This window comes from Bifidobacterium sp. UTBIF-78 (assembly GCF_006408945.1).
Classification (GTDB): domain Bacteria; phylum Actinomycetota; class Actinomycetes; order Actinomycetales; family Bifidobacteriaceae; genus Bifidobacterium; species Bifidobacterium myosotis.
In genome coordinates, this window is sequence record NZ_JFAO01000006.1 from 99,634 (window position 1) to 120,846 (window position 21,213).

Sequence of the window (21,213 nt, forward strand, 5' to 3'; positions counted from 1 at the left end):
TGTACCGCGCCATGCGTTGTGCAATCGTTACAATGCGTGCGAACCGTGTTCTATTCCCCGCCCACGACCCCGGTGACGGACCGGCGTTTCCTAGTTTTTCAGACGATGCGTCAGGCGATGAGGATGTCGGCGTTGGAGGGCTTGAGGTAGTAGCGCACCGTCTCGCGTACCACGTCGCGGCCGGCGGCGATCTGCTGGTCCAGCGGCAGTCCGTGCTGGCTGGAATGGGCCGGGCCGACGAGCGGGAAGCTCACGAATCCGCCGAGCACGCGGTCCTGCGTGGACATCCAGTTGAGCAGGTTGTAGAACAGCGAGTTACACACGAAAGTGCCGGCGTCCGAGCTCAGGGTCGCGGGAATCGAGTCGATGGTGAAGTCCTTGAGGATGGAGCGCAGGGGCAAGCGCGTCCAGTAGGCGGCCGGGCCGTCCGGGTCGATGGGCTCACGGCGCGGAATCACGTTGTCGGCGTCCGGCCGGGCCGCGTCCATGAGGTTCGTGGCGCACCGCTCGAGCATCACGCTGCGTGCCGCATGCTTGAGGCCCGTGGCGATGACGATGTCGGGATGGACGGCCTCAATCGCCTCGAGCAGCGTGGGCCACGCCTTGGCGAAGCTCACCGGAAGGCTCACGGCATGGATGGTCACCTCGACACTGCCGAGCGAATCATCCGGACCGGACGGGTCGCCCAACCCTTGGGCGGCCAGGGCCGTGGGCACTTCGTAGGCCGGATTAACCTCCACACCGTCGTAATGGTCGAATCCGGACATCACCACATTGAGTTCACGCATAGCTTCCAGTCTAGCGGCTCCGGCGCGGGAGGCCAGTATGCGGCACCAGGCATCGCCCGGCGTCCGCGCCGGAAGTTCGCTGATTATAGTGCGACTCCTCTTGTCAGGAGGCCGAAGACAAGGGGCCGGGCACCCCTCCGACGCGGCATGCTAGCGCAGCTGGCCGGCGGCTTGGGCGAGCAGGGCATGCATGCGGGCACGGGCCTCCTCCTTGGGATCGCGGCCGAGCAGGTCCTCGGCGATACGCTCGGCGGTGGGGATGTCCGCCAGCGTGGTGATCTTGAGGTTGGTCTCCGAGCCGCCCACGATGGCAACCGGTTCATCCGGCAGGTAGTCCACCACCACTCGCGTGTCGTCGGTGGGATGGAAGTCCGGGTCGGCGGCCGCCAGCTCGTAGGCGTGACGAATCGTGGAGAAGCGGAACGACTGCGGGGTCTGCGCACGGTAGGAGTCCGCGCGGTCCGGCACCGAACGGATCACCTTGAGATCGCCCAGATCCTGCGTAAGCAGGATGGTGTCGGTGGAGGCGTATGCCACGGTGGCGGCCTTGAACTGGTCGAGCGCGTCAATGGACCCATCGATGGCGGACTGCGCCACGAACGGACGGACGGCATCATGGATGAGGATCTTGGCATCGTCGGGAATGCCGGCGGCCGCAAGCGTGTCGAGCGCCGCAGCGGTACTGTCCACGCGTTCGGCGCCGCCGTCGATCACGACGCGGACCTTGCTGTAGCCGTATTCCCCGATGAGCGACTCGACCGTGTCACGCACCTTGGCGTTGACCACCACCACGATGTCGCTCACGCGCGGGCAGCGCTCGAACGCTTCGATGCTCCAGCACACGATGGGCTTGCCGCCCACGGAGACGAGCTGCTTGGGGTTGTCCGGGTCGAACCGGGTGCCGAATCCGGCCGCAAGCACCACGGCCACCACCGGCACATGCTGTGCCGGCAGGACCGGCGACGGCTCCGATTGCACCATAGGCGTCTGCGGAGTCGCCTCGGAAGCGTCCAACGAAGTCGCCAACGATGCGGAAGTCTCTGATTCTCTCTGCGTCATAATGCCTCACCGTAGAACGTGCCCTCGAATGGTGTGAGCAAGCCCACACCATTCTGCACGGAATTTCCTTGACCGATCAGCGATTGCAGGCGCCGAACGACCGTATTCAGGCACGCCGTATCCGAGCACGCCGCGCCGCCGGCCAATCGCCGATGGCACTCGACCGCGAACCGTCTGCCATCGGAAGAGCACTGCGGAAATCTCGGCTGTATCGGGAAGTCTGGCCGTATCGGGGTGCCTCAGGAGCGCACGATCAGGGCGAGCATGCGCCCCTCGTGGGTCTTGCCGGCGAGCACGGCGCGGCGGTGGGAGTACCACAGCGGGTTTTCAAGCGTGCACATGCTGTGGTCGATCGCGCCGATGCGTTCCGCCAGCGAAGCCGGCCCCTCGCCATCCGTGCGGCACAGTTCGGCGAGCTCCACGTCCTCCTCCAGATATTCGGTGGCGGCGTGGACGCGCGGCATGGAATCGACGACCTGATGCACGCCGGCGAAGGCCAGATCGATCATCGCGGCCTCGGCGATGTCGATGCCCGCACCGCCGAAACGGGTCTCGGTCTTGGTCAGGGGGAAGCGCTTGACGAACGTGTCGGCGATCTCGTCGCCCACCTCGTAGCAGTCGCCGCAGATGCGCGGGCCGAGCGTGGCGATGATGCGGGCAGGGTCGGCGCCCTTGGCCGTCATCAGTTCGACGGTTGCACCGATCACCCCGCGTTCGAGGCCTCGGCGGCCGCAGTGCGCCGCGCCGATGATGCCGGCGACCGGATCGGCCATGAGCACCGGCAGGCAATCGGCGGCGAACATGCCCAACGCGATGCCCGTCTGGGAGGTGACCTGACCGTCCGCCTCCAGCACCGTCGCTGCCGGAACGTGTTCTTCGGACTCCTTGGTGCCTGAGGCGTCGAATCCGAACGGCGCATTGGATTCGTAGGTCTCATCGATGTCCACCGCCACGGCGGAGTGCACTTGGGAGACGAGCGACAGCGGCGCGCCGACGGCCTCCTCGAGGGCCATGCGGTTGGAACGCACGGCCTGCGGGTCGTCGCCCGCCTTGCCGCCGAGATTGAGGTTGCCGTAGTCGCCGGTGCTGAGGCCTCCGAGACGGGTGGTGTAGACCACGGTGACGCCCGGCGCAAGGGCGATGGGGATGGTCACCGGAATCGGGCGGCCCTCCGGATCGGTGGAGCTGATCGCGTTGGAATCGAGAATCTCATCAGTGTATTCGGCCATGTCGCTGGTCCTTCCTATTCGGCCTTGAGGGTGGGGCGCTTGGTGCGCGAGCGGATGGCGGCGTTGATCGGCACCGGATGCGGGCACGGCATCGAGAAGACGTGTGCGGGGTTGTTGATGGCGGGCACCGGCACGCCGTCTGCATCCCTCAGACCGCCATCCGGCACGGTGTAGGCCAGCGGCTGCGCGCCCGGTAACAGGAATTCGACGTGCTGGCCGGGCTCGATCTTGTTGCGGCTCATCAGGGTGACGCGGCCGCCTTCGTCGGCGCTCCAGCTCAGCACCTCTCCGACCACCATCCACGAACGGAAGTAGGCGGAGCGGTCGGTGTTCTGCGTAACCTTGTGCTCCGGGTAGTAGAAGCCGGTGGAGTAGTCGCGGTGCGCCACCTTGTCGGGCTCCTCGATCAGCCATTCGGGCAGACTGACGTGCGGCGCCGGGCGAACAGCCGCATGCTGCCAGTCGGTTTCGATGGCTTCGGCGGCCGTGTTGGACTTGCGTCGGGTGGAACGGGCGTGATAGCTCAGGTTATCGGGCTCAGCCAATAGTCCGGACTGCGAGCGGCCTGATTCCTCGGCTCCTTCCTCGGTTCCGGCCGGAGTCGGCTGACCAGCCGATTCGACGCCGGGCCGCTCGTAACCGTCATCCGCCACTCCGGCGAAGGCCTTATCCGCATTGCGCATCACCTGATCCTGACCGAACTCGGCGGTCGCCTCGTCGTAGTCGGGGTCGGACGGACGGATCACCCGGTCATGGAAGGGCTTAAGCACCGTGCCGTCCGCGGATTCGAAGCCGCGCTGGACCATGTACTCGTTGACTGCGGTCTTGTAGGCGTTGGTCATCGCGGCGATGTAGTACGCGCTTTTCGCACGCCCCTCGATCTTGAGGCTCGTGGCGCCGGAGTCGATAAGGTCGTCCAGATGCTCGAGCATGTTCATGTCCTGCGAATTGAACAGGTAGGCACCGTTCTCGGTCTGCTCGATCGGGAAGTACTGGCCGGGGCGCTTCTCCTCCACGATCGAGTACTTCCAGCGGCACGGCTGGGCGCATTCGCCATGGTTGCCATCGCGGCCGGTAAGATAGTTGGAGAACAGGCAGCGGCCGGAGAAGGCCATGCACATGGCACCGTGGACGAAGCACTCGATGTCGAGGTCGTCGGGGATGTTGGCGCGGATGTCGCGCACGGCCTGCAGGTCCATCTCGCGGGCCAGCACCACGCGCCGGGCACCGAGTTCGTAGAAGGCGTTGGCGGCCTGATAGTTGGTCACGCCCGCCTGGGTGGACACATGCAGTTCGAGGTTCGGGGCCACCTGCCGGGCCATGAGCATCACGCCGATATCCGAGACGATCAGTGCGTCCACGCCGGTGTCCTTGAGCTGGCCGACGTACTCGCGCATGGCTTCGATCTCGTTGTTGCGCGGAAGCACGTTGCAGGTCACGTATACGCGGGCGCCGTGCTCGTGGGCGTAGCGCGCCCCCTCCTCGAAGTCCTCGAGGCTCAGGTTCCTGGGGGCCGAGCGCATGCCGAAGGCCTTGCCGCCGCAGTAGACCGCGTCGGCGCCGTAGTCCACGGCCGTCTTGAGGCCGCGCAGGTTGCCGGCCGGGGCCAGCACCTCGGGCTTCTTTCGTGTGGGGAGGTTCATCGTCGTATTCATCATCGCAATAGTGTAGTGATGGGCGTGTAATGCGGGCGGGCCTACCGTTAGGCTGGAGCGCATGAAGATCGATATCGTGAGCGTGTTCCCCGAGTATTTCGACGTGTTCGGGCTGAGTCTGATGGGCAAGGCGCAGGCAAAGGGCCTGCTGGAGGTCAAGGCGCACAACCTGCGCGACTGGACCCATGACGTGCATCATTCGGTGGACGATACGCCGGTGGGCGGCGGCGCGGGCATGGTGATGAAGCCCGAGGTCTGGGCCGAATGCCTCGATGAGCTGCTGGGGCTGGATGCGCCCGACGCGTGCGCCGGAGGCAACGGCGAAACCGACGCGGTTACCCCACAATCCGGTCCGGAACCTGGATGGGAACCGACGGAAACTTCCGCCTCTATGTCGCAACCAACCACCATTCCGGCGAGCGATGCCCCGGTGCTCATCTTCCCGAACCCCTCCGCACCGCTGTTCACCCAGCGCGACGCCACCGAGCTCAGCCATGCCGGACACCTGCTGTTCGGGTGCGGACGCTACGAGGGGTATGACGCGCGCATCCCCGACTATTACCGCGCGCAGGGCATCGACGTACGCGAATATTCGATCGGCGACTACGTGCTCAACGGCGGCGAAGTGGCCGTTTCCGTGATGGTGGAGGCCATCACCCGTCTGATGCCGGGGTTCATGGGCAATCCCGACTCGATTGTGGAGGAATCTTACACCGGCGAGGGCGCGTTGCTCGAGCACCGGCAGTATACGAAACCCGCCGTGTGGCGCGGCCTGGCTGTCCCGAATGTGCTGCTTTCCGGCGATCACGGCAAGGTGGATCGCTTCCGCCGCGACGAGGCGCTGGCCCGTACCGCCGAGATCCGCCCCGACCTCATCGAGGCGCTGGACTGCAAGGCGTTGGACAAAGCCGACCGTAAGACCCTGATGTCGCTGGGCTGGGAGGTCTCCGCCGCCCATCCGCGCCGGTTGGCCGACTGACCTGATGTAACAGGGCGTATTCCTTACCTTCGGTCTCCTTCGCTGTTCTCATTGTTCTTGTCGCCCGCGCCGTCCGCGTCGCTTTCTCCGTCCTCGTCGTCCTCAGCAATCGGCTCGATGTAGAACACAGCAGTTTCGCCGTAGTTGCGGCTTTCGGTGATCTCCCAACCTTCGGGCGCGGTTGGGGCGTCCGAGCGGACCGATCGCTCCAGCATAATCACCGTATGGTCGTTGGTGGCGCTGCCTGCGGCCAAATCGGCGAGCAACTGGTTGCAGGACTCGGTCTCATAGGCATACGGCGGATCGATCATGATGAGATCGAACGGCTCGCCGAATCCGCCTGCCACGGCTTCCGCCTTTTTGGCCAATACGCGGGCCTTCAGGTCAGTGGTCCACGAACGGTTCCGCTGCAATTGGGCCAGCGTCTTGGTGATGAGGGCCGCGGCCGGTCTGGAGGATTCCACGGCCACCAGCTCCCGCGCCCCGCGGCTCAACGCCTCGATGCCGAGTGCGCCCGTACCGGCGAAGAGGTCCAGCACGCGGGCGTCATCCAATACACCCCATGAGTCGAGATGGGAGAAGATGGCTTCCTTGGTGCGGTCCGTGGTGGGACGGGTGCCGGTTTTGGGGGTGGCGAGCGCCACACCTTTGAATCGTCCAGAAATTACGCGCATGCGTACCAGCCTAGCGGCTGCCCGGCATCGTCGGCGTTCATAACATCATCGGTGCGCACAACATCATCGACCGCTCATGGCATATCGCCCGTGACCTTCGTCACTCGTCAGGCCCTCCGACACCTATCTGCCTTGCAAGGGGTACTTTTCCCCTTCGCCCCGGAGCTATCTGCGTTGCAAGGGGTACCTCGCGCGCCAAACCGCGAGTATCGGCCGTGCCATCGCAACGCCGTTGTACGGTTTTCCGGCTCGGTCTACTTGAGCACCTACCCCTTGCAACGGAGATAGCTCTCCGCACAACCGGTGTACCTACCCCTTGCAGACGAGAAAGCCTGATCGCAGTGGGCAAATCGTAGGAGACAGCCTCGAAAAGACCCTAGTAGTCCATCTCTTAAACGATTGAGAGTTTCAGCTTTTTCTCTCCCCAGTCAGCTTTGCTGACAGCCCCCCTCATCAGCGAAGGCCGATACCACTCAACAATTGCGAGACGGACCACTAGGAAGATCTCGGAAGACCGTCAGCTGGAGGTCAGGAACGTCTCGTTGCCCCGGGTGAAATCGAGCACGGCCCCCGCCAACTGGACCTCGCCCGCCAAATCGGGGTCGCCAGCCAGCAACCGTTCGGCTCGGACGCGGGCGTCGGCGATCATATCGACGTCCTTGACCACGCGCAGCAGTTTGAGACTCGATTTGCCGCCGGATTGCGCATCGCCCAACACATCACCGGCTCCGCGGAATTCCAAGTCGGCTTGGGCGATCTCCGCGCCGTCCAGGGAATGATGAATCACTTCGAGCCGCTGCTCGGCCGTCGAACCGGGCTCGGCGCGGGAAATAAGGAACGCCCACGAATTGGTGCCTCCACGTCCCACACGCCCGCGCAGCTGGTGCAACTGGGACAGCCCGTACCGATCGGCATCGAAGATGACGATGCAGCTGGCCTGCTTGACGTCCACACCCACCTCAATCACGGTAGTGGACACCAACACCGGGGTCGCCCCGTTGGCGAAATCGGCCATGACCTGCGTTTTGACGTCGTCCTTGTCCCGGCCCGTCAGTGTGGCGAAGCGGATGCCGGCGAATTGCGGCAACTTCTGGAGCCGCCCGGCGATCTCCTCCACCGAATGCAACGGCGGACGCGCTACCGTCTCGCCATTGTCGTCGAAGGTCTCATAGGGGTCCTCGATGCCGACCTCCCCGGCCCGCCCGCGGCCACGCGACGAACGCGAGGCGCGCGCGGACGTGCCACCGGCCTCGGAGCCGGCGTGCGAAGCGCCTTCGGCCGAACCGTCGCCGCTCTCCTCCATGTCGATGCGCGGGCAGACGATGTACGCCCGCTCCCCCGCATCGATGCGCGTGCGGATGTGGGCGAACATGCGACCCATCGTGTTGGCGTCCGCCTCGTTGACCACCACGGTGCGAATCGGTTTGCGCCCGCCTGGCAGCTCGGTGAGCCAGGAGATGTCGAGATCGCCGAACCACGTCATGGCGGCGGTGCGGGGGATGGGCGTGGCCGTCATCACGAGCAGATGAGGCGTGGTGCCGTCGTCCGATTTGGCGTTGAGGCTTTCACGCTGCTCCACGCCGAAACGGTGCTGTTCGTCGATGACCACCAGCGCCAGATGCGGGGCCTGGAAGGTTTTGGAGAACGCCGCATGGGTCGCCACGATGATGCCCGGCGCGCCCGACGCCGCTTCGGCGAGCGCTTTGCGTCGTGCGGCGAGCTTCATGCCACCGGTGAGCAGGGTGACGGGTACGGCTGGGGTCGCTGGAACGCTCGCGGACTTCCCTGCAGTGTCCGTGACTCCCGAATCGGATTGGGGGGCTGATGTATTCGCGATGCCCGTGGTTTTCGCGGCACCCGCAGCATCCCCAGCACCCACAGCCTCCGAGATACCTGCAACAGCCGCATCGGCATCACGCAAACGCGCCAGCATGGCTCGGATCGTCTTGTAATGCTGTTCCGCGAGCACCTGGGTCGGCGCCACCAGCACCGCCTGATACCCGGCGCCCACGGCCTGCAGCATGGCGGCAAGCGCCACCACGGTCTTGCCGGAGCCCACTTCGCCCTGCAGCAGTCGTTGCATGGGCCAGTCGCGGGCAAGGTCGGAGGCGATGTCGTCCACAACCTGCCGCTGACCGTCGGTAAGAGTAAACGGCAGCGACGCGATGAATCGGTCGCGCAGGTTCAGGGCTGGCGTATCAGGCGATGCGTTCGCGGGCCGGATGGCGGCGCCGGCGCCAATCCCGTCCGCAGCGCCAGAGCCCGCATCGGCGTCAACTGAATCAACCGGAGCGTTTTCCAATCCGACGGCGCCAGCAGCGGTACCAACACCAACCGCTCCGGCGACAGCGCCGACGACATTCAGCGGACATGGATGCGCCGAGGATTTATGGGCATGCAGGCGGGCCCTCACCAGCGAGGTCTGGGAGATGAAGGCCTCCTCATAGCGCAAAGTCTCGATGGCCTGATCGAACCGGTGCTTGGTGCTCGGATCGTGGATGGCAAGAAACGCCTCGGCACGGTGCATCAGCCCTTTGGCCACACGGATGTCTTCGGGCAGAATGTCAGGTATGGCGCCGGACGACGCGGCAGCGGACCCGGCGACCGAATCGGCGGCCTGACCGGCAACGGCGGTCTGCGCGGAGGTGGACTCCCCCGGCTGAATGGCGATGACCTCGGTGGAGGGGGCGACGAGTCCGGATTCGCTGGAATCGGAGCCGGCCGCGGAACCACGCACTCCCATCATCCACAACAGGTTCAGGATCGTCTCATGGATATGCTCGGAGGAGATGCGCGAGCTGGCGTGGTAGACGGGTCGCGGGCGGCAGACTCGCGCAAGCCCTTCACCTACGGTGTCGGCGTCGTATTTGAGCGCCGGGGAGGGCGACTCGTGGATGGACCGCCTCGCTTGTCCGTTCGGCTGAGCAGGCAATTGGCCGGTCGGCAGACCAGCGGGGACCGGGCCGCCGTCCGGAGCCGGCCCAGCGGCAACAGGGCCAGCAGCCGGAACCAATCCTTCGGCCACCGCGAACTCATCTTGCCCCGGAGCCATTACGCCGCTGACGGTACGTCCGGCAGCAACGGCCGGCATCGTGGGCGCCACGGTGAGAATGTCGGGATGCGTGAACTGAAGCTGTCCCATGTATTCGCCGGGCATCCCGGAGATGACCACGACCGAGCCGGCGCGCAATCGCATGCTCACCCAGTCCACATAGGACTTGCGGTAGGAGAAAAAGGTGAGGCGTGCCAGACCTCCGGCGACACGACGCGACCGGGCGAAATCCGTGTCGTCCACAGTGGCTTCGAGCCGGTACCCACGTCGCGCGTTCATCGGCACCACGCGCAGATCGCGGATCGTCGCGGCGAAGGCCATGGTCTGACCGATTTGCGCCTCACGAATGGCCCGCAGCGGCACGGGATCGGTGACGCGGAACGGATAATATGTGAGCGCATCACCCACAGTGACCACACCCAGCGATTTGAGCGCGGAAACCCGGCGCTTGTTGGTGATCAGCGCGGCAAGGGCGGTGTCCATGGTGATGCTCATAGGGCACCATTGTATGGCGAGCGTCCGCAGATACGACAGAACCCGCCGAGCCGAAGCTCAAGCGGGTTCCGAAGGACGCTGATGCGTCAGGTACGTTAGTACGCGATTCACGCGGCCACGCGCTGAACCTTGCCGGCCTTGAGGCACTTGGTGCACACGCGAATGTGAGTGTTCTCACCATCGATCGTGGTGCGCACAGACTGCAGGTTCGGGCGGAAGCTACGCTTGGTACGACGATGCGAATGGGAAACGGTAAAACCGGTCTGCGGACCCTTACCGCACACTGCGCAACGAGCTGCCATGATGGACTCCCTTAAACCTTGATTTGTCAAGTCTTTTCCGTGTCCAACCGGCGGTATTACCCGACATGCCGAACACACAACTTCACAAGAATACAGCTCAATACCGACAACCGCAACTCTTGCGTGTATCATGCCGAACCAACGCGCCGGAGCGCGCAAGGCACGTCACACCAACGCGGCCACCACGGCGGCGGCACGCGCGAACTCCTCCGGCGTGGTGTACGCATAACTGAGCCGCAGCGCGTTGTCGCTCTCGAAATCGTAGATATCCCCCGGATTAAGCAGCACGCCGCGTTCGAGCGCCCGCTGGAACAGCCTCCCCATGCGCACCGGCTCGTCGAAGGTGAGCCAGATGTAGAATCCGCCGCCCGGCGTGTTCCAGTGCGCGCGCCCCGCGAATAAACGGTCCAGCGTCTCCAGCGCCGCATCCCGCCGACGGCGCAGCTCGCCGCGCAGCGTCTCCAGATACTCCGCATACATCCCCGAAGTGAGGAACCGCGCGAACACCCACTGGTTCAGCGTGCCCGCGCCGTAATCCATCTGCATCTTGACGTCGGCCAACCGGTGCACGATGCGCTCGTCGGCCACGATCCAGCCGATGCGCAGACCCGGGGCCAATGCCTTCGACGCGCTGCCCACGGTGATCACCATGCCGGTGTCGTCGAAAGTTTTGAGGGATGGGGGCACGTCGCCGTCGAACACCAGATCCTGATACGCGCAGTCCTCGATGATGGGCAACCGACCCGCCACGCATGCGTCGATAAGCATCCGTCGCCGCTGCGCAGACATGGTGATGCCGGTGGGATTGTGGTTGGTCGGAATCGTGTACAGCACCGCACCGCCGGAGGCCGACCGGCCCGACACGCCCGTCCGCCCTACCTGCGACGACGCCCTCACAGAGACGGCGGATGCGGCGGCCCCGGAAACGATGGCCGGACCCGCAACGCCCGACGACCCCAACGAACTCGAGACCGCCCGGCCCGACACGCCCGACCACCCCAACACCTCGCCCAGGGCCCCGACGTCGATGCCCTGCCCATCCATCGGCACGCCGGCGAGCTTCATCCCAGCCGACTGGAACACCTGCAGTGACTTGATGTAGCTGGGCGCCTCGGCCACCACGGTGGAACCGGAGGAGAGCAGACTCACCGAAATCATCTGCAATCCCTGCAATGCACCCGACGAGATGAGCACCTGCTCGGGCCGGCACTCGACGCCCCAATCCCGCATATGGACGGCGATCGCCTCACGCAGAACGTCAAGGCCCTCGGGCGGCGGATAGCCGAGGGCGTCGATCTCCTCGGCCGCCTCGTGCGCCACGCGTCGCCACATCCGGCGGGGGAAGAGCCGCGGGTCGAGCTCGCCGGTGCCCAACCGCGTCTTGGTCGGGTCGAATTCATACCGATTGATGGCCTGAATCGTGTCGTTGTTCGCCTTGAAGAAGCCGGAGGAGACGTAATCCGCCCAGTCGGGCGCGCCGGAAAGCATCAACGACCATGTGTTGCTTATGATGCGCGTCCCCGCGCCATGCCGCCCCTCAACGATGCCGTAGTCGGCGAGCTCCTCGATGGCCGCGATGACCGTGGACCGGTTCACGCCGAACGCCTCGGACAGCGCGCGTTGGCTGGGCAACCGCGCACCGATCGGCCAGGCACCGGAGGCGATGCGCTCGCACATGAAGTCCACGATCTGACCGGTGACCGGGCGGTCGGCGGTCCGGTCCGGCTTCCAATCGATATGCAGCGGTGCGATGCGCGCCATAACGCCCTCCTTCCGGTGCGGATACCATGGGCCAATCATGTAGCCCGGCATCCAGCCAACCTGACCAGCCAGCCAACTTGGTCAACTAACCCGACCAGCCAATCTGATCGGCCAACCCGACCGGCCGACCGACAAACCAACCCGATCGGTCGATCAACCTGATCGACCAGCCGACTCCCACCAACCAGCCAGCCGTGCCACACACCCAACCCGGCAGGTCCACCCAGCCCGCACGGCCCGGCCAGTGGCCGGCCGATCGGCACAATGGTCGAGCCAGACGAAGAAAACCGCCGCTGACGCGGCGCGCGGGCGGCCGATTGGTGCAGTGATCGAGCGCACAATCAGACGGCCAATGCGTCCAACAGACCGGGCGTGCGAAATCCACCAAACGCACCCACATCCCGCACATCCGCCTTACGATTCAACTCATTTGCGCATATTTGGCTGGGTTACATATGCCATGCTTGGCTGGTTGCCAAGTGTAGCCAATTCCTTACCATAGGTCAATGGTATTGGAAAGCAGCGGTTTGCGGGAACAACGATTCACCACAGCACCGCGTACTGGAGCAGTGTTTGGTTGGTTTGGCTGGATAGAGGCCGACCAACCAAACCACAGATGAACGAACACGCGAACCAACGCAGAACGACACGCGCAGCACAGAAGACGGAGGCCGAACATGGGTCTGTATATACAGGGACTGACGATGGGGCTCGCCTACATCGCACCGATCGGCATGCAGAACCTGTTCGTCATCAACTCGGCGCTGACCCGCACCCGCCGCAACGCCCTCATCACCGCGCTCATCGTCATCTGCTTCGACATGGCGCTGTCGCTGTCCTGCTTCTTCGGCATCGGCGCTTTGATGCAGACCCACCCGTGGCTGGAGAACATCGTGCTCGGGCTGGGGGGTCTGGTGGTGATCCGCATCGGACTGGGGCTGGTGCTGCCGAGCAGGAAGGCCGGGAAGTCGGACGGAACCGGCGCCCATGGCACCGGAGCCAACACCATGACCGGCGCCGGAGCGCACGGCACCGCAGCGACCGCAACCGGCACAGCCGCCTTCGGCTCATCCGCGGCCGCAGCAACCGCGCAGGTCCCGGACAAGCACCTCGGCGCCCGCGGCCTGTTGAACACCATCGGCACCGCCTGCGCCGTCACCTGGTTCAACCCGCAGGCCATCATCGACGGCACGTTGATGCTCGGCGCCTTTGCGGCCACGCTCAACGCGCAGCAGACCGCCCCGTTCATCACCGGCGTCGAGACCGCCTCGATGCTGTGGTTCTTCGGCGTGACGCTGCTCGTCAACGCCTTCGCCCACAAGTTCAGCCCGAAGATCATCGACGTGCTCAACCGAGTGTGCGGTGGCGTCATCACCCTGTATGGCGTCAAGCTGCTGGTCGACTTCGCGATCGCGGTGTTCTGACGCACGCCCGGACTGACGCCCAACCGGACCGGCGTCCGACCTCGACCCCAGACAAGAAGACCATCACTTCAGCGCGCGAATCCAGTGGCCTGTCCCCACTCCAGTGGCCTGTCCCCACTCCAGTGGCCTGTCCCATTAATAATTAAGAGCTTCAGCTTCTGCCCCCCCCCGGTAAGCTTCGCTGCCAGCCCGTCGCCAGAGGGCCAATGCGATTCAGACAATTACGAAACAGACCACCAGCCAAGGCAATCCAACACCCCCGCCCCGACCGAAAGACCGCCACCCTGAAATCCCCCTGAAACACCGGTAAACCAGACGCTTTACCCAATAAAACCCGGCGGTTTGTCCATTCCGTAGCCGCAGACCTCTCATATAATTTCGAGTAGAGGCGGCAGGAGCGAAGAAGCCCTGCACACTCGATTGGCAACGAAGGAGGCTGCGATGTTGGATCTGCGACGTGGCATTGGCACCCATCAGCCCCGTGTGATCTCACTGGGACAGGTCTGGGTAGACATCATGATGAATGTGGACGAGGTGCCCCCGGAAGGCGGGTTCGCCGTGGCGGACCACCCCAAGCCCTCGATCGGCGGCAGCTACCGTGTGCTCGAGGCGGTCAGCCGCATGGGCGTCGAGGCGGAGCATGCGGGCATCCTCGGCAACGGCCTGTGGGCCCACTTCATCCGCCAGTCCTTCCAGGACAACGGCATCACGCACATCGGCCAGGACCGTTTGGACGAGGATTCCGGATTCCGCGTGGTGCTGCGGTCCGAATCAGGCAAGAGCGACTCGGCTACGAAGACGTTCATCGCCTCGTACGGGGCCGAGGCGCACGGCGACGCCAGCACGTTCGCCATGCTGGAGCCGCAGGAGCACGACGTGGTGCACATCAGCGGCAACACGATGATGGACCACACCGCCACCGGCGTGGACGGCTTCCTGCTCAGGGCCGGCACCGACCCCGCCACGCGCGACTACACGCTGGTGATCAACCCCACCAATACACTGCGTCTCGTCAACGACCACATGCTCGAGGATCTGGTGCTCGCACGGCCGATCTGGTCCTGCAACCGTCAGGAGGCGATGACGTTGGCGGAACGCCTCGGCGCTCCGATCGACGACAGCAAGGTGACCATCGGCGGCGGACTGGACGACTTCATGCATCAGCTGTGCGACGGCCTGGGCTCCACGCTCAGGGCCCCGCTGGTGGTGCGCGTCGGCTCGCGCGGCGCCTGGGTGCGCGAACCCGGCGGCGAAACCATGCATCTCGAGGGATTCCCCACCAAGTCGGTGCACACCCGCTCGGCCGGCAGCTGCCACACCGGCGTGATGTGCGCCATGCTGGCCGAGGGGCGCGGGCTCGCCGAAGCGGTCAAGGTGGCCAACGCCGCCACGTCCGTCGCCATCGCGCACAGCGTCAACGGCATCCCACAATGCCCCGACTACGACGAGGCCGTGGCGCTGCTCAAGTAAGCCCCGGCCTTAGCCCCGGCATCAGCCCGGCATTGTTCATATTCCGTTCAACTGAAACGGCGTATAACCCATATCCTCCGCTTTTACGATTGATTGCAGTCGTATATAACGAGGAGCATACCTATATGAGCGCTGCCAGCATCGCGCCGTCATCGGCGAATGCCAAACTGTCCGCACGCGAGAAGAAGTGGATCGTCTACGATGTGGGCAATTCCGCGTTCGTGCTGCTGTCCACCGCGGTCATCCCGATCTACGCGAAGTCGCTGATGCCCGCGGACGGCAACATCGTGTCCGCGTGGGGCTACGCGCAGACCATCGCCTCGCTCGTCATCGCGCTGCTGATGCCGCTGCTTGGCTCCATCGCCGACGTGCAGGGCATGAAGATCAGGTTCTTCCTGGGCTTCTTCGGCACCGGCGTGGTGATGTGCTGCGCGATGGCGCTGCCGCTGACCTGGCTGCCCTTCCTCATCGTCTACGTGCTGGCGACCATCGGTCTCAACGGGTCGCTGACCTTCTACGATTCGATGCTCATCGACACCACCACCAACGAGCGCATGGACAAGGTGTCGTCCCACGGCTACGGATGGGGCTACGTCGGCTCCACCGTGCCGTTCATCCTGTGCATCGCCCTCATCTTCGGCGGCCCTGCGGTGTTCGGCTGGTCCACGACGGCCTGCACAAGGGCCGCATTCGTCATCACCGCAATCTGGTGGGTGGCGTTCACGATCCCGCTGCTCACCAGCTACAAGCAGGTCCACTTCCGCGCCACCCGCGAGCACACGCGTGAGGCGGTGGCCGGCACGTTCACCGAGTTGGGCTCCACGTTCGGCAAGATCGTGAAGAACAAGCCGCTGTGGATGTTCATGATCGCGTTCTTCTTCTACATCGACGCAGTGAACACCGTGATCTCCATGAGCACGTCGTACGGCACCGAGCTCGGCATCGATTCGACTCAGCTCGTGGTGGCACTGCTGGTCACGCAGTTCGTGGCGTTCCCGTGCGCGATCATCTACGGCCGTCTGGCCGGCCGCTTCGGATGCAAGCCGATGATCATGGCGGCCGTGGTGGCGTACATGGGCATCGTGTTCTTCGCCACGTTCTTCCTGAAGTCCGCAGTCGAATTCTGGATTCTCGCCATCCTCGTGGGCATGTTCCAGGGCGGCATCCAGGCGCTTTCCCGCTCCTACTACGGCAAGATCATCCCCAAGGACCACGCCAACGAGTACTACGGCTTCTACGATATCTTCGGCAAGACCGCCTCGATTCTGGGCACCTTCCTGGTGGCGACCACCACGAGCCTGACCGGCAACGCCTCGATCGGCGTGCTCTCCATCGCCATCCTGCTGGTCGTGGCGCTGGTGTTCCTCACGCTGCAGAAGGACCCGACGCGGCAGGGCGCCGCGGCCTGATCGTTTCGGCTCATCACATCATCGGCAGGCGCATCATCGTGGACAAGACAACGAACCATCAATCGGACGAACAATCTCAATCAGCAGAACCGGCAGAACAGGATTCGGCGCAACACAATCCGGACGACCGTTCCTTGGCGGATTCGCCGGAGCGCGGCATGGACGATTTCGAACGGCGCAAGCTCAACGTGTTGGTCGTCAGCGAATCGTCGCTGGCACAGACCAACGGCGTCTCCGGCAGCGTCATGCGCATCCTCGACCGATTCGCCGAGCGCGGGTTCGAGGCCCGCGTGATCGCCCCGCAGCCGGCACCGAAAGGCGGCACGTACGCGGGGTTCGCGGTGGACGAAGTGCCGACCGTGGCGATTCAGAAGTTCAACGTCGCCATTTCGCCGAAGACCCCGATCATCCAATCCATCGAAAACGGCCCGAAACCGGATGTGATCCATGTGGCCGCGCCGATCTCCAAGCTCGGTCATGCGGCCCTGATCGCCGGCGAGGAGCTTGGCGTGCCGACCGTGGCGATCTACCAGACCGACGTGGCGCAATATGCGCGCCGCTTCGCCCGAGAGGCGATTGACGGCGTGACCGACGGCGTCGCGCCGAACCACACCGGCTGGCTGCGCAAGGTAAGCAAGGCGGCCGGCGAGAAGGCGGAGGACATCGTGGCCAAGCGCATCGCGCAGATGCACAACATGGCCACGCTCACCCTGGCACCCACCGATCAGGCCCGGCAGAGGCTGGAATCGTTCGGCGTGGACCCGTCGCTGATTCGGCTCTGGGGACGCGGCGTGGATTCCGCGCTGTTCAATCCCGCGCGCACCGGCACGGCGCATGTGCGCGAGCTACATCGCGAGTGGAGCCACGACGGCGCCATGCCGGTCATCGGTTATGTGGGACGGCTCGCCCCCGAAAAGCAGGTGGAGCAGCTGGAGGCGTTGGACGGCCTCAACGTGCAGCTGGTGGTGGTCGGCGGCGGGCCGATGGCGGAGGAATTGCACGAGCGCCTGCCCCACGCGGTGTTCACCGGCATGCTGCACGGCGACGATCTCGCCGACGCCTACGCCGCGCTGGACGTGTTCGTGCACACCGGCAACGAGGAGACGTTCGGTCAGACCATCCAGGAGGCGATGGCGAGCGGTCTGCCTGTCATTGCGCCGGCCAGCGGTGGCCCGATCGATCTGGTCGACAGCAATGTGACCGGTCTGCTGTATCGTCCCAACGATGAGGACGACCTGCGCGCCTGCGTGACGCGGCTCGTCGAGGACGCGCCGTTGCGCCGGCTCATGGGCACCAACGGACTCGCCGCCGTGCAGGGCCGTACCTGGCCGATGATGGTCGATCGGCTCATCGATTACTACCGGCTGGCCTTGGACCTTAACCTCGCACGTCGCGCCTGAGTCCTGAGTTCTGAGTTCTGAGTCCTGAGTCCTGAGTCCTGAGTCCCGGACTCTGGCTCTGGACCCTGAACCCAAACAGAACACAGTCCCATCCGCCGCCGGCCCGCGCGTATACTGTTCTGGGCGCGGCGGAGCGGCACTGCATCCGAATCCGATTTTGCCCTCCCGCGTGCCAGCCATGGCAAACCACGTCAAAGAGAGCAGTATGAGTCAGACCGAACCCGATGCGGCCGCACAGTCGCAGCCGCATATCTCCGACACAATGACGGGGGCGCCGGCATCAGCCGACGCGCCAGCCGACGCATCAATCGATGAGCCAGCCAACGTACCGGCCGATGCATCGTCAAGCGACGCCGCCTCTGGCGGAAACACCAAGCACGCGCTGCACACCAACCTCAAGCGCGGCATGGAATCACGGCATCTGCAGATGATTTCGCTCGGCGGCGTGATCGGCACCGGTCTGTTCCTGAGCTCCGGCTACACCATCCAACAGGCGGGCCCGATCGGCACGATCCTCGCCTACGCCATCGGCGCGGTCATCGTGTATCTCGTGATGCTCACGCTCGGCGAGCTGTCGGTGGCGATGCCGGTGACCGGCTCGTTCCATGTGTACGCTGAGAAGTTCATCGGCCCCGGCACCGGTTTCGTCATCGCGATCCAGTACTGGCTGACGTGGACCGTGGCGCTGGGATCGGAGTTCACGGCCGCGGGGCTGCTCATGCAGCGATGGTTCCCTCAGACGCCCACATGGGTATGGTCGGCGGCGTGCATCATCCTCATCTTCACGTTGAATGCGCTGTCGGTGCGGTTCTTCGCCGAAGCCGAGTTCTGGTTCGCGTCGATCAAGGTGTTCGCCATCTGCGCGTTCATTGCCATCGGCTTGCTCGCGATTTTCGGCGTGATCCCGATGAAGGGGTACACGCATGCGCCGATGTTCGGCAACCTCACCAAGGACGGCATTTTCCCGAACGGATTCATGCCGGTGTTCGCCACGATCCTGACCGTGAACTTCGCGTTCTCCGGCACCGAGCTCATCGGCGTGACGGCAGGCGAGACGCGCGACCCGGAAACCGCCGTGCCGAAGGCCATCCACACCACGCTGTGGCGTCTGGTGCTGTTCTTCATCGGCTCGATTGTGGTGATGTGCGCGCTGATTCCGTGGCGTCAGGCCGGCGTGGGAGAAAGCCCGTTCGTGCTGGTGTTCAGCTCCATCGGTATCCCGTACGCGGCGGACATCATGAACTTCGTGGTGCTGACGGCCGTGCTGTCCGCCTCGAATTCGGGCCTGTACGCCTCCACGCGCATGGTGTGGTCGATGGGGCACGAGGGCATGATCCCGCGGTGGTTCGCCAAGACGACCCGTCACGGTGTGCCTCTGCTGGCCCTGTGCGCCGCGATGGCGGGCGGATTGCTGGCTCTGCTGTCGTCGGTAATCGCAGCCTCCACCGTGTATCTGGTGCTTGTGGCGCTGTCCGGACTGTCGGCAGTGGTGGTGTGGATCGCCATCGCCTACTGCCAGATCGTGTTCCGCAAGCGCTGGATCGCCTCAGGGCACACGGCTGCGGAGCTGAAGTACAGCACACCCGGATACCCGTACACGTCATGGGGCGCGTTCATCCTGTGCACCGCGTCGTTCCTGCTGGTCTTCTTCGACAAGGAGCAGCGGTTCGCACTCGGCGCCGAACTGGTGTTCATCGTGCTGTGCTACGGCGCGTATTTCGTGCAGCGGTGGTGGCGGAAGCGCCATCCCCGCGAGGAGGATGAGCCGCTGCGCTTGCCGTGACGGCGGGTGTACCGCGGATACCGGTTGCCCGCCGGCCGCTTTGCCGGGTTCCCACCGGGCTGCCTCGTCGAATTCTCACCGGTTCACTTTGCCGGGTTCTCGCCGGGCCGCTTTGCCAGGGTCTTACCGGTTCGCTGTCGGATTCCGTCGCTCGACTGTCGGTTCTCGACATACCACTGTCGGTTCTCGACGCTTGACTGTCGGATTTCGTACGTATTTTGTATGAGACCCGACAGTCAAGCGTCGAGACCCGACAGCCAAGTGTTGAAATCCGACAGCGAACCGTCGAGAACCGACAGGGAACGCACCTGACGCACCTGACGCAGCAGACGGGACGCACAGCACACGGCAGACGGGGACGCACCACACGCACCACACGCACCGGACACACCAGACGGGACGCACAGCAGACGCGCCAGACGGGGACGCAGCAGACGGGACGCACAGCACACGGACCAGACGGTGAGAATGAGTCCGCTCATGGTTTGTTTTGCAATTGTCTGAACGGCAACTGCCCCTTCCTCCGCCGAGCTGACGGCGAAGCTGGCCGGAGAAGATGCAGAAGCTGAAATCCGTAATTATCAGCGAGACAGGTTCGCAAACACCGAGGCAGTCACGCAAACAGCCGATGGCGCAATGAAACGGCATCGGTGAAGCGTATGCCGGTCAACCCGGCGGCGGTCCCGGCCTCGGCGTTCCACGGCTTGTCGTCCACGAAGGCCGTACGGGCCGGTTCCACGCCGAATCGCGCAATGGCCCGGCGGAAGATCTCAGGGTCCGGCTTGTGGATGCGTTCGGCGCTGGAGACGACCACATCCTTCAGAACACCGAGCGCCGGAAAGAGTTCGCGCGCCGCATCGACGTATTTGACCGTGAAGTTCGTCAGTCCCCAGCAGCGCACACCGGCCGCGTCCAGATCATGCAGGAGCTCCGGCATGCCGGGCAGCATGCCGACGAGCGCCATCCGCTGACGCTCGAAGTACAGTCGGAATGCCCGCAACGCCGCGGCATCGGCCTTCACAACGTCTGATGGGGAGGCTGACGAGGAGGATGAACCTGACAGGGAATCCGCGAAGTCCAAGAGGTCCGGCAAACCATGCTGCGCGGCATAATCGCGCAGCACCCGCTCCTCGCTCCAGCCCAGATCGGACAGTTCGTCGTAGTGCCAGAAGCCATACGGGTCATCCCGGTCGAACAGACGGTCCATCACTGAGTCCTGCACCTGCCCCACCAGCGGCACACGCGGCTCCCAGTCGACCAGCACATCGCAGAAATCGAAAATCACATCGGAATAACGGGCAGACGCAACCATAGGCACCATCCTAAGCCCGTCCGTCCGCCGGCAAGGAGCTGACGACACTATGGCGAGACGGGCGCATCGGGCCGACGCGACAATGGCGATTCCTAGTGGTCTGTTTCTTAAATAATTGAGGACTTCAGCTTTTTCTCTCACCCAGTCAGCGTCGCCGACAGTCCCTCGGCAGAGAGGGCCAATACCACTCAACCAATTGCGAGACAGACCACTAACACATGCTCGTATCTCGCCGTAAGTTCGTTCATCAGGTTTGGCTCTGTTAAACCAATTTTGACATACATGGAGAGCCAGTTGGGTTGATTTCCCTGAGAAAGCAACCCAACCTAATATGCCACGTCAGAACTTCGTTTATTAATTCCCTGCCCCTCAGACCCGCTTCGCGGGCCAGTTCCCCCCAACAAGGAGAGCCAATAATATA

The 21,213-nt window shown here is 64.3% G+C and carries 16 protein-coding genes; 6 read left to right on the forward strand and 10 right to left on the reverse strand.

Annotated elements, in window-relative coordinates; translation table 11 throughout:
• Positions 1-110: 110 nt before the first annotated feature.
• From BG22_RS02290 to BG22_RS02305, 4 genes are all read right to left on the reverse strand, one after another.
• Positions 111-788 carry a pyroglutamyl-peptidase I gene (locus BG22_RS02290; RefSeq protein WP_094666693.1) on the reverse strand — a complete coding sequence of 226 codons (678 nt, stop codon included), beginning with the start codon at positions 786-788 and terminating at the stop codon, positions 111-113.
• Positions 789-938: 150 nt separating this feature from the next.
• Complete coding sequence (locus tag BG22_RS02295) at positions 939-1,769, reverse strand: IspD/TarI family cytidylyltransferase (protein ID WP_094666692.1); 831 nt, start codon at positions 1,767-1,769, stop codon at positions 939-941.
• 317 nt (positions 1,770-2,086) lie between these two features.
• Positions 2,087-3,076, reverse strand: a complete 990-nt coding sequence (locus BG22_RS02300; protein ID WP_140492747.1) for a polyphenol oxidase family protein — start codon at positions 3,074-3,076, stop codon at positions 2,087-2,089.
• Between the two features lie 14 nt (positions 3,077-3,090).
• Entirely contained in the window at positions 3,091-4,719 is a 1,629-nt protein-coding gene (locus BG22_RS02305) for a U32 family peptidase (protein ID WP_181163343.1), read from the reverse strand.
• Positions 4,720-4,792: 73 nt separating this feature from the next.
• On the opposite strand from BG22_RS02305, the gene trmD reads away from it, so the two are divergent.
• A complete protein-coding gene (gene trmD, locus BG22_RS02310; RefSeq protein ID WP_140492754.1) occupies positions 4,793-5,710 on the forward strand; it encodes a tRNA (guanosine(37)-N1)-methyltransferase TrmD in 918 nt (305 codons plus the stop codon).
• 23 nt (positions 5,711-5,733) lie between these two features.
• Here trmD and rsmD read toward each other — a convergent pair whose 3' ends face one another.
• The 4 genes from rsmD to BG22_RS02330 form a co-directional block, all read right to left on the reverse strand.
• A complete protein-coding gene (rsmD, locus tag BG22_RS02315; protein WP_181163341.1) occupies positions 5,734-6,384 on the reverse strand; it encodes a 16S rRNA (guanine(966)-N(2))-methyltransferase RsmD in 651 nt (216 codons plus the stop codon).
• A 517-nt stretch (positions 6,385-6,901) separates the two neighbouring features.
• A complete protein-coding gene (locus BG22_RS02320; RefSeq protein ID WP_181163344.1) occupies positions 6,902-9,919 on the reverse strand; it encodes an ATP-dependent DNA helicase RecG in 3,018 nt (1,005 codons plus the stop codon).
• A gap of 119 nt (positions 9,920-10,038) precedes the next feature.
• Positions 10,039-10,233 (reverse strand): 50S ribosomal protein L28, encoded by a 195-nt coding sequence (gene rpmB / locus BG22_RS02325; protein WP_140492763.1) that lies wholly within the window; start codon positions 10,231-10,233, stop codon positions 10,039-10,041.
• 165 nt (positions 10,234-10,398) lie between these two features.
• Positions 10,399-11,994: a PLP-dependent aminotransferase family protein gene (locus BG22_RS02330; protein WP_140492765.1), complete on the reverse strand. Its 1,596-nt coding sequence runs from the start codon at positions 11,992-11,994 to the stop codon at positions 10,399-10,401.
• 677 nt (positions 11,995-12,671) lie between these two features.
• On the opposite strand from BG22_RS02330, the gene BG22_RS02335 reads away from it, so the two are divergent.
• The 5 genes from BG22_RS02335 to BG22_RS02355 all read left to right on the forward strand — a co-directional run bounded on the left by BG22_RS02335 (position 12,672) and on the right by BG22_RS02355 (position 19,480).
• Positions 12,672-13,418 carry a LysE/ArgO family amino acid transporter gene (locus tag BG22_RS02335; protein ID WP_140492768.1) on the forward strand — a complete coding sequence of 249 codons (747 nt, stop codon included), beginning with the start codon at positions 12,672-12,674 and terminating at the stop codon, positions 13,416-13,418.
• 441 nt (positions 13,419-13,859) lie between these two features.
• A complete protein-coding gene (locus BG22_RS02340; protein WP_140492771.1) occupies positions 13,860-14,888 on the forward strand; it encodes a PfkB family carbohydrate kinase in 1,029 nt (342 codons plus the stop codon).
• 125 nt (positions 14,889-15,013) lie between these two features.
• Positions 15,014-16,297, forward strand: coding sequence for an MFS transporter (locus BG22_RS02345; RefSeq protein WP_094666683.1), 1,284 nt, complete (start codon positions 15,014-15,016; stop codon positions 16,295-16,297).
• 38 nt (positions 16,298-16,335) lie between these two features.
• On the forward strand, positions 16,336-17,697 hold the full coding sequence (locus BG22_RS02350) for a glycosyltransferase family 1 protein (protein WP_140492774.1): 1,362 nt from the start codon (positions 16,336-16,338) through the stop codon (positions 17,695-17,697).
• Positions 17,698-17,902: 205 nt separating this feature from the next.
• A complete protein-coding gene (locus BG22_RS02355) occupies positions 17,903-19,480 on the forward strand; it encodes an amino acid permease (RefSeq protein WP_140492776.1) in 1,578 nt (525 codons plus the stop codon).
• A 236-nt stretch (positions 19,481-19,716) separates the two neighbouring features.
• Here the strand turns inward: BG22_RS02355 and BG22_RS02360 are convergent, their stop codons facing one another.
• Positions 19,717-19,962 (reverse strand): hypothetical protein, encoded by a 246-nt coding sequence (locus tag BG22_RS02360; RefSeq protein WP_140492779.1) that lies wholly within the window; start codon positions 19,960-19,962, stop codon positions 19,717-19,719.
• A 131-nt stretch (positions 19,963-20,093) separates the two neighbouring features.
• Positions 20,094-20,792, reverse strand: coding sequence for an HAD-IA family hydrolase (locus BG22_RS02365; RefSeq protein WP_140492782.1), 699 nt, complete (start codon positions 20,790-20,792; stop codon positions 20,094-20,096).
• Positions 20,793-21,213: the final 421 nt, after the last annotated feature.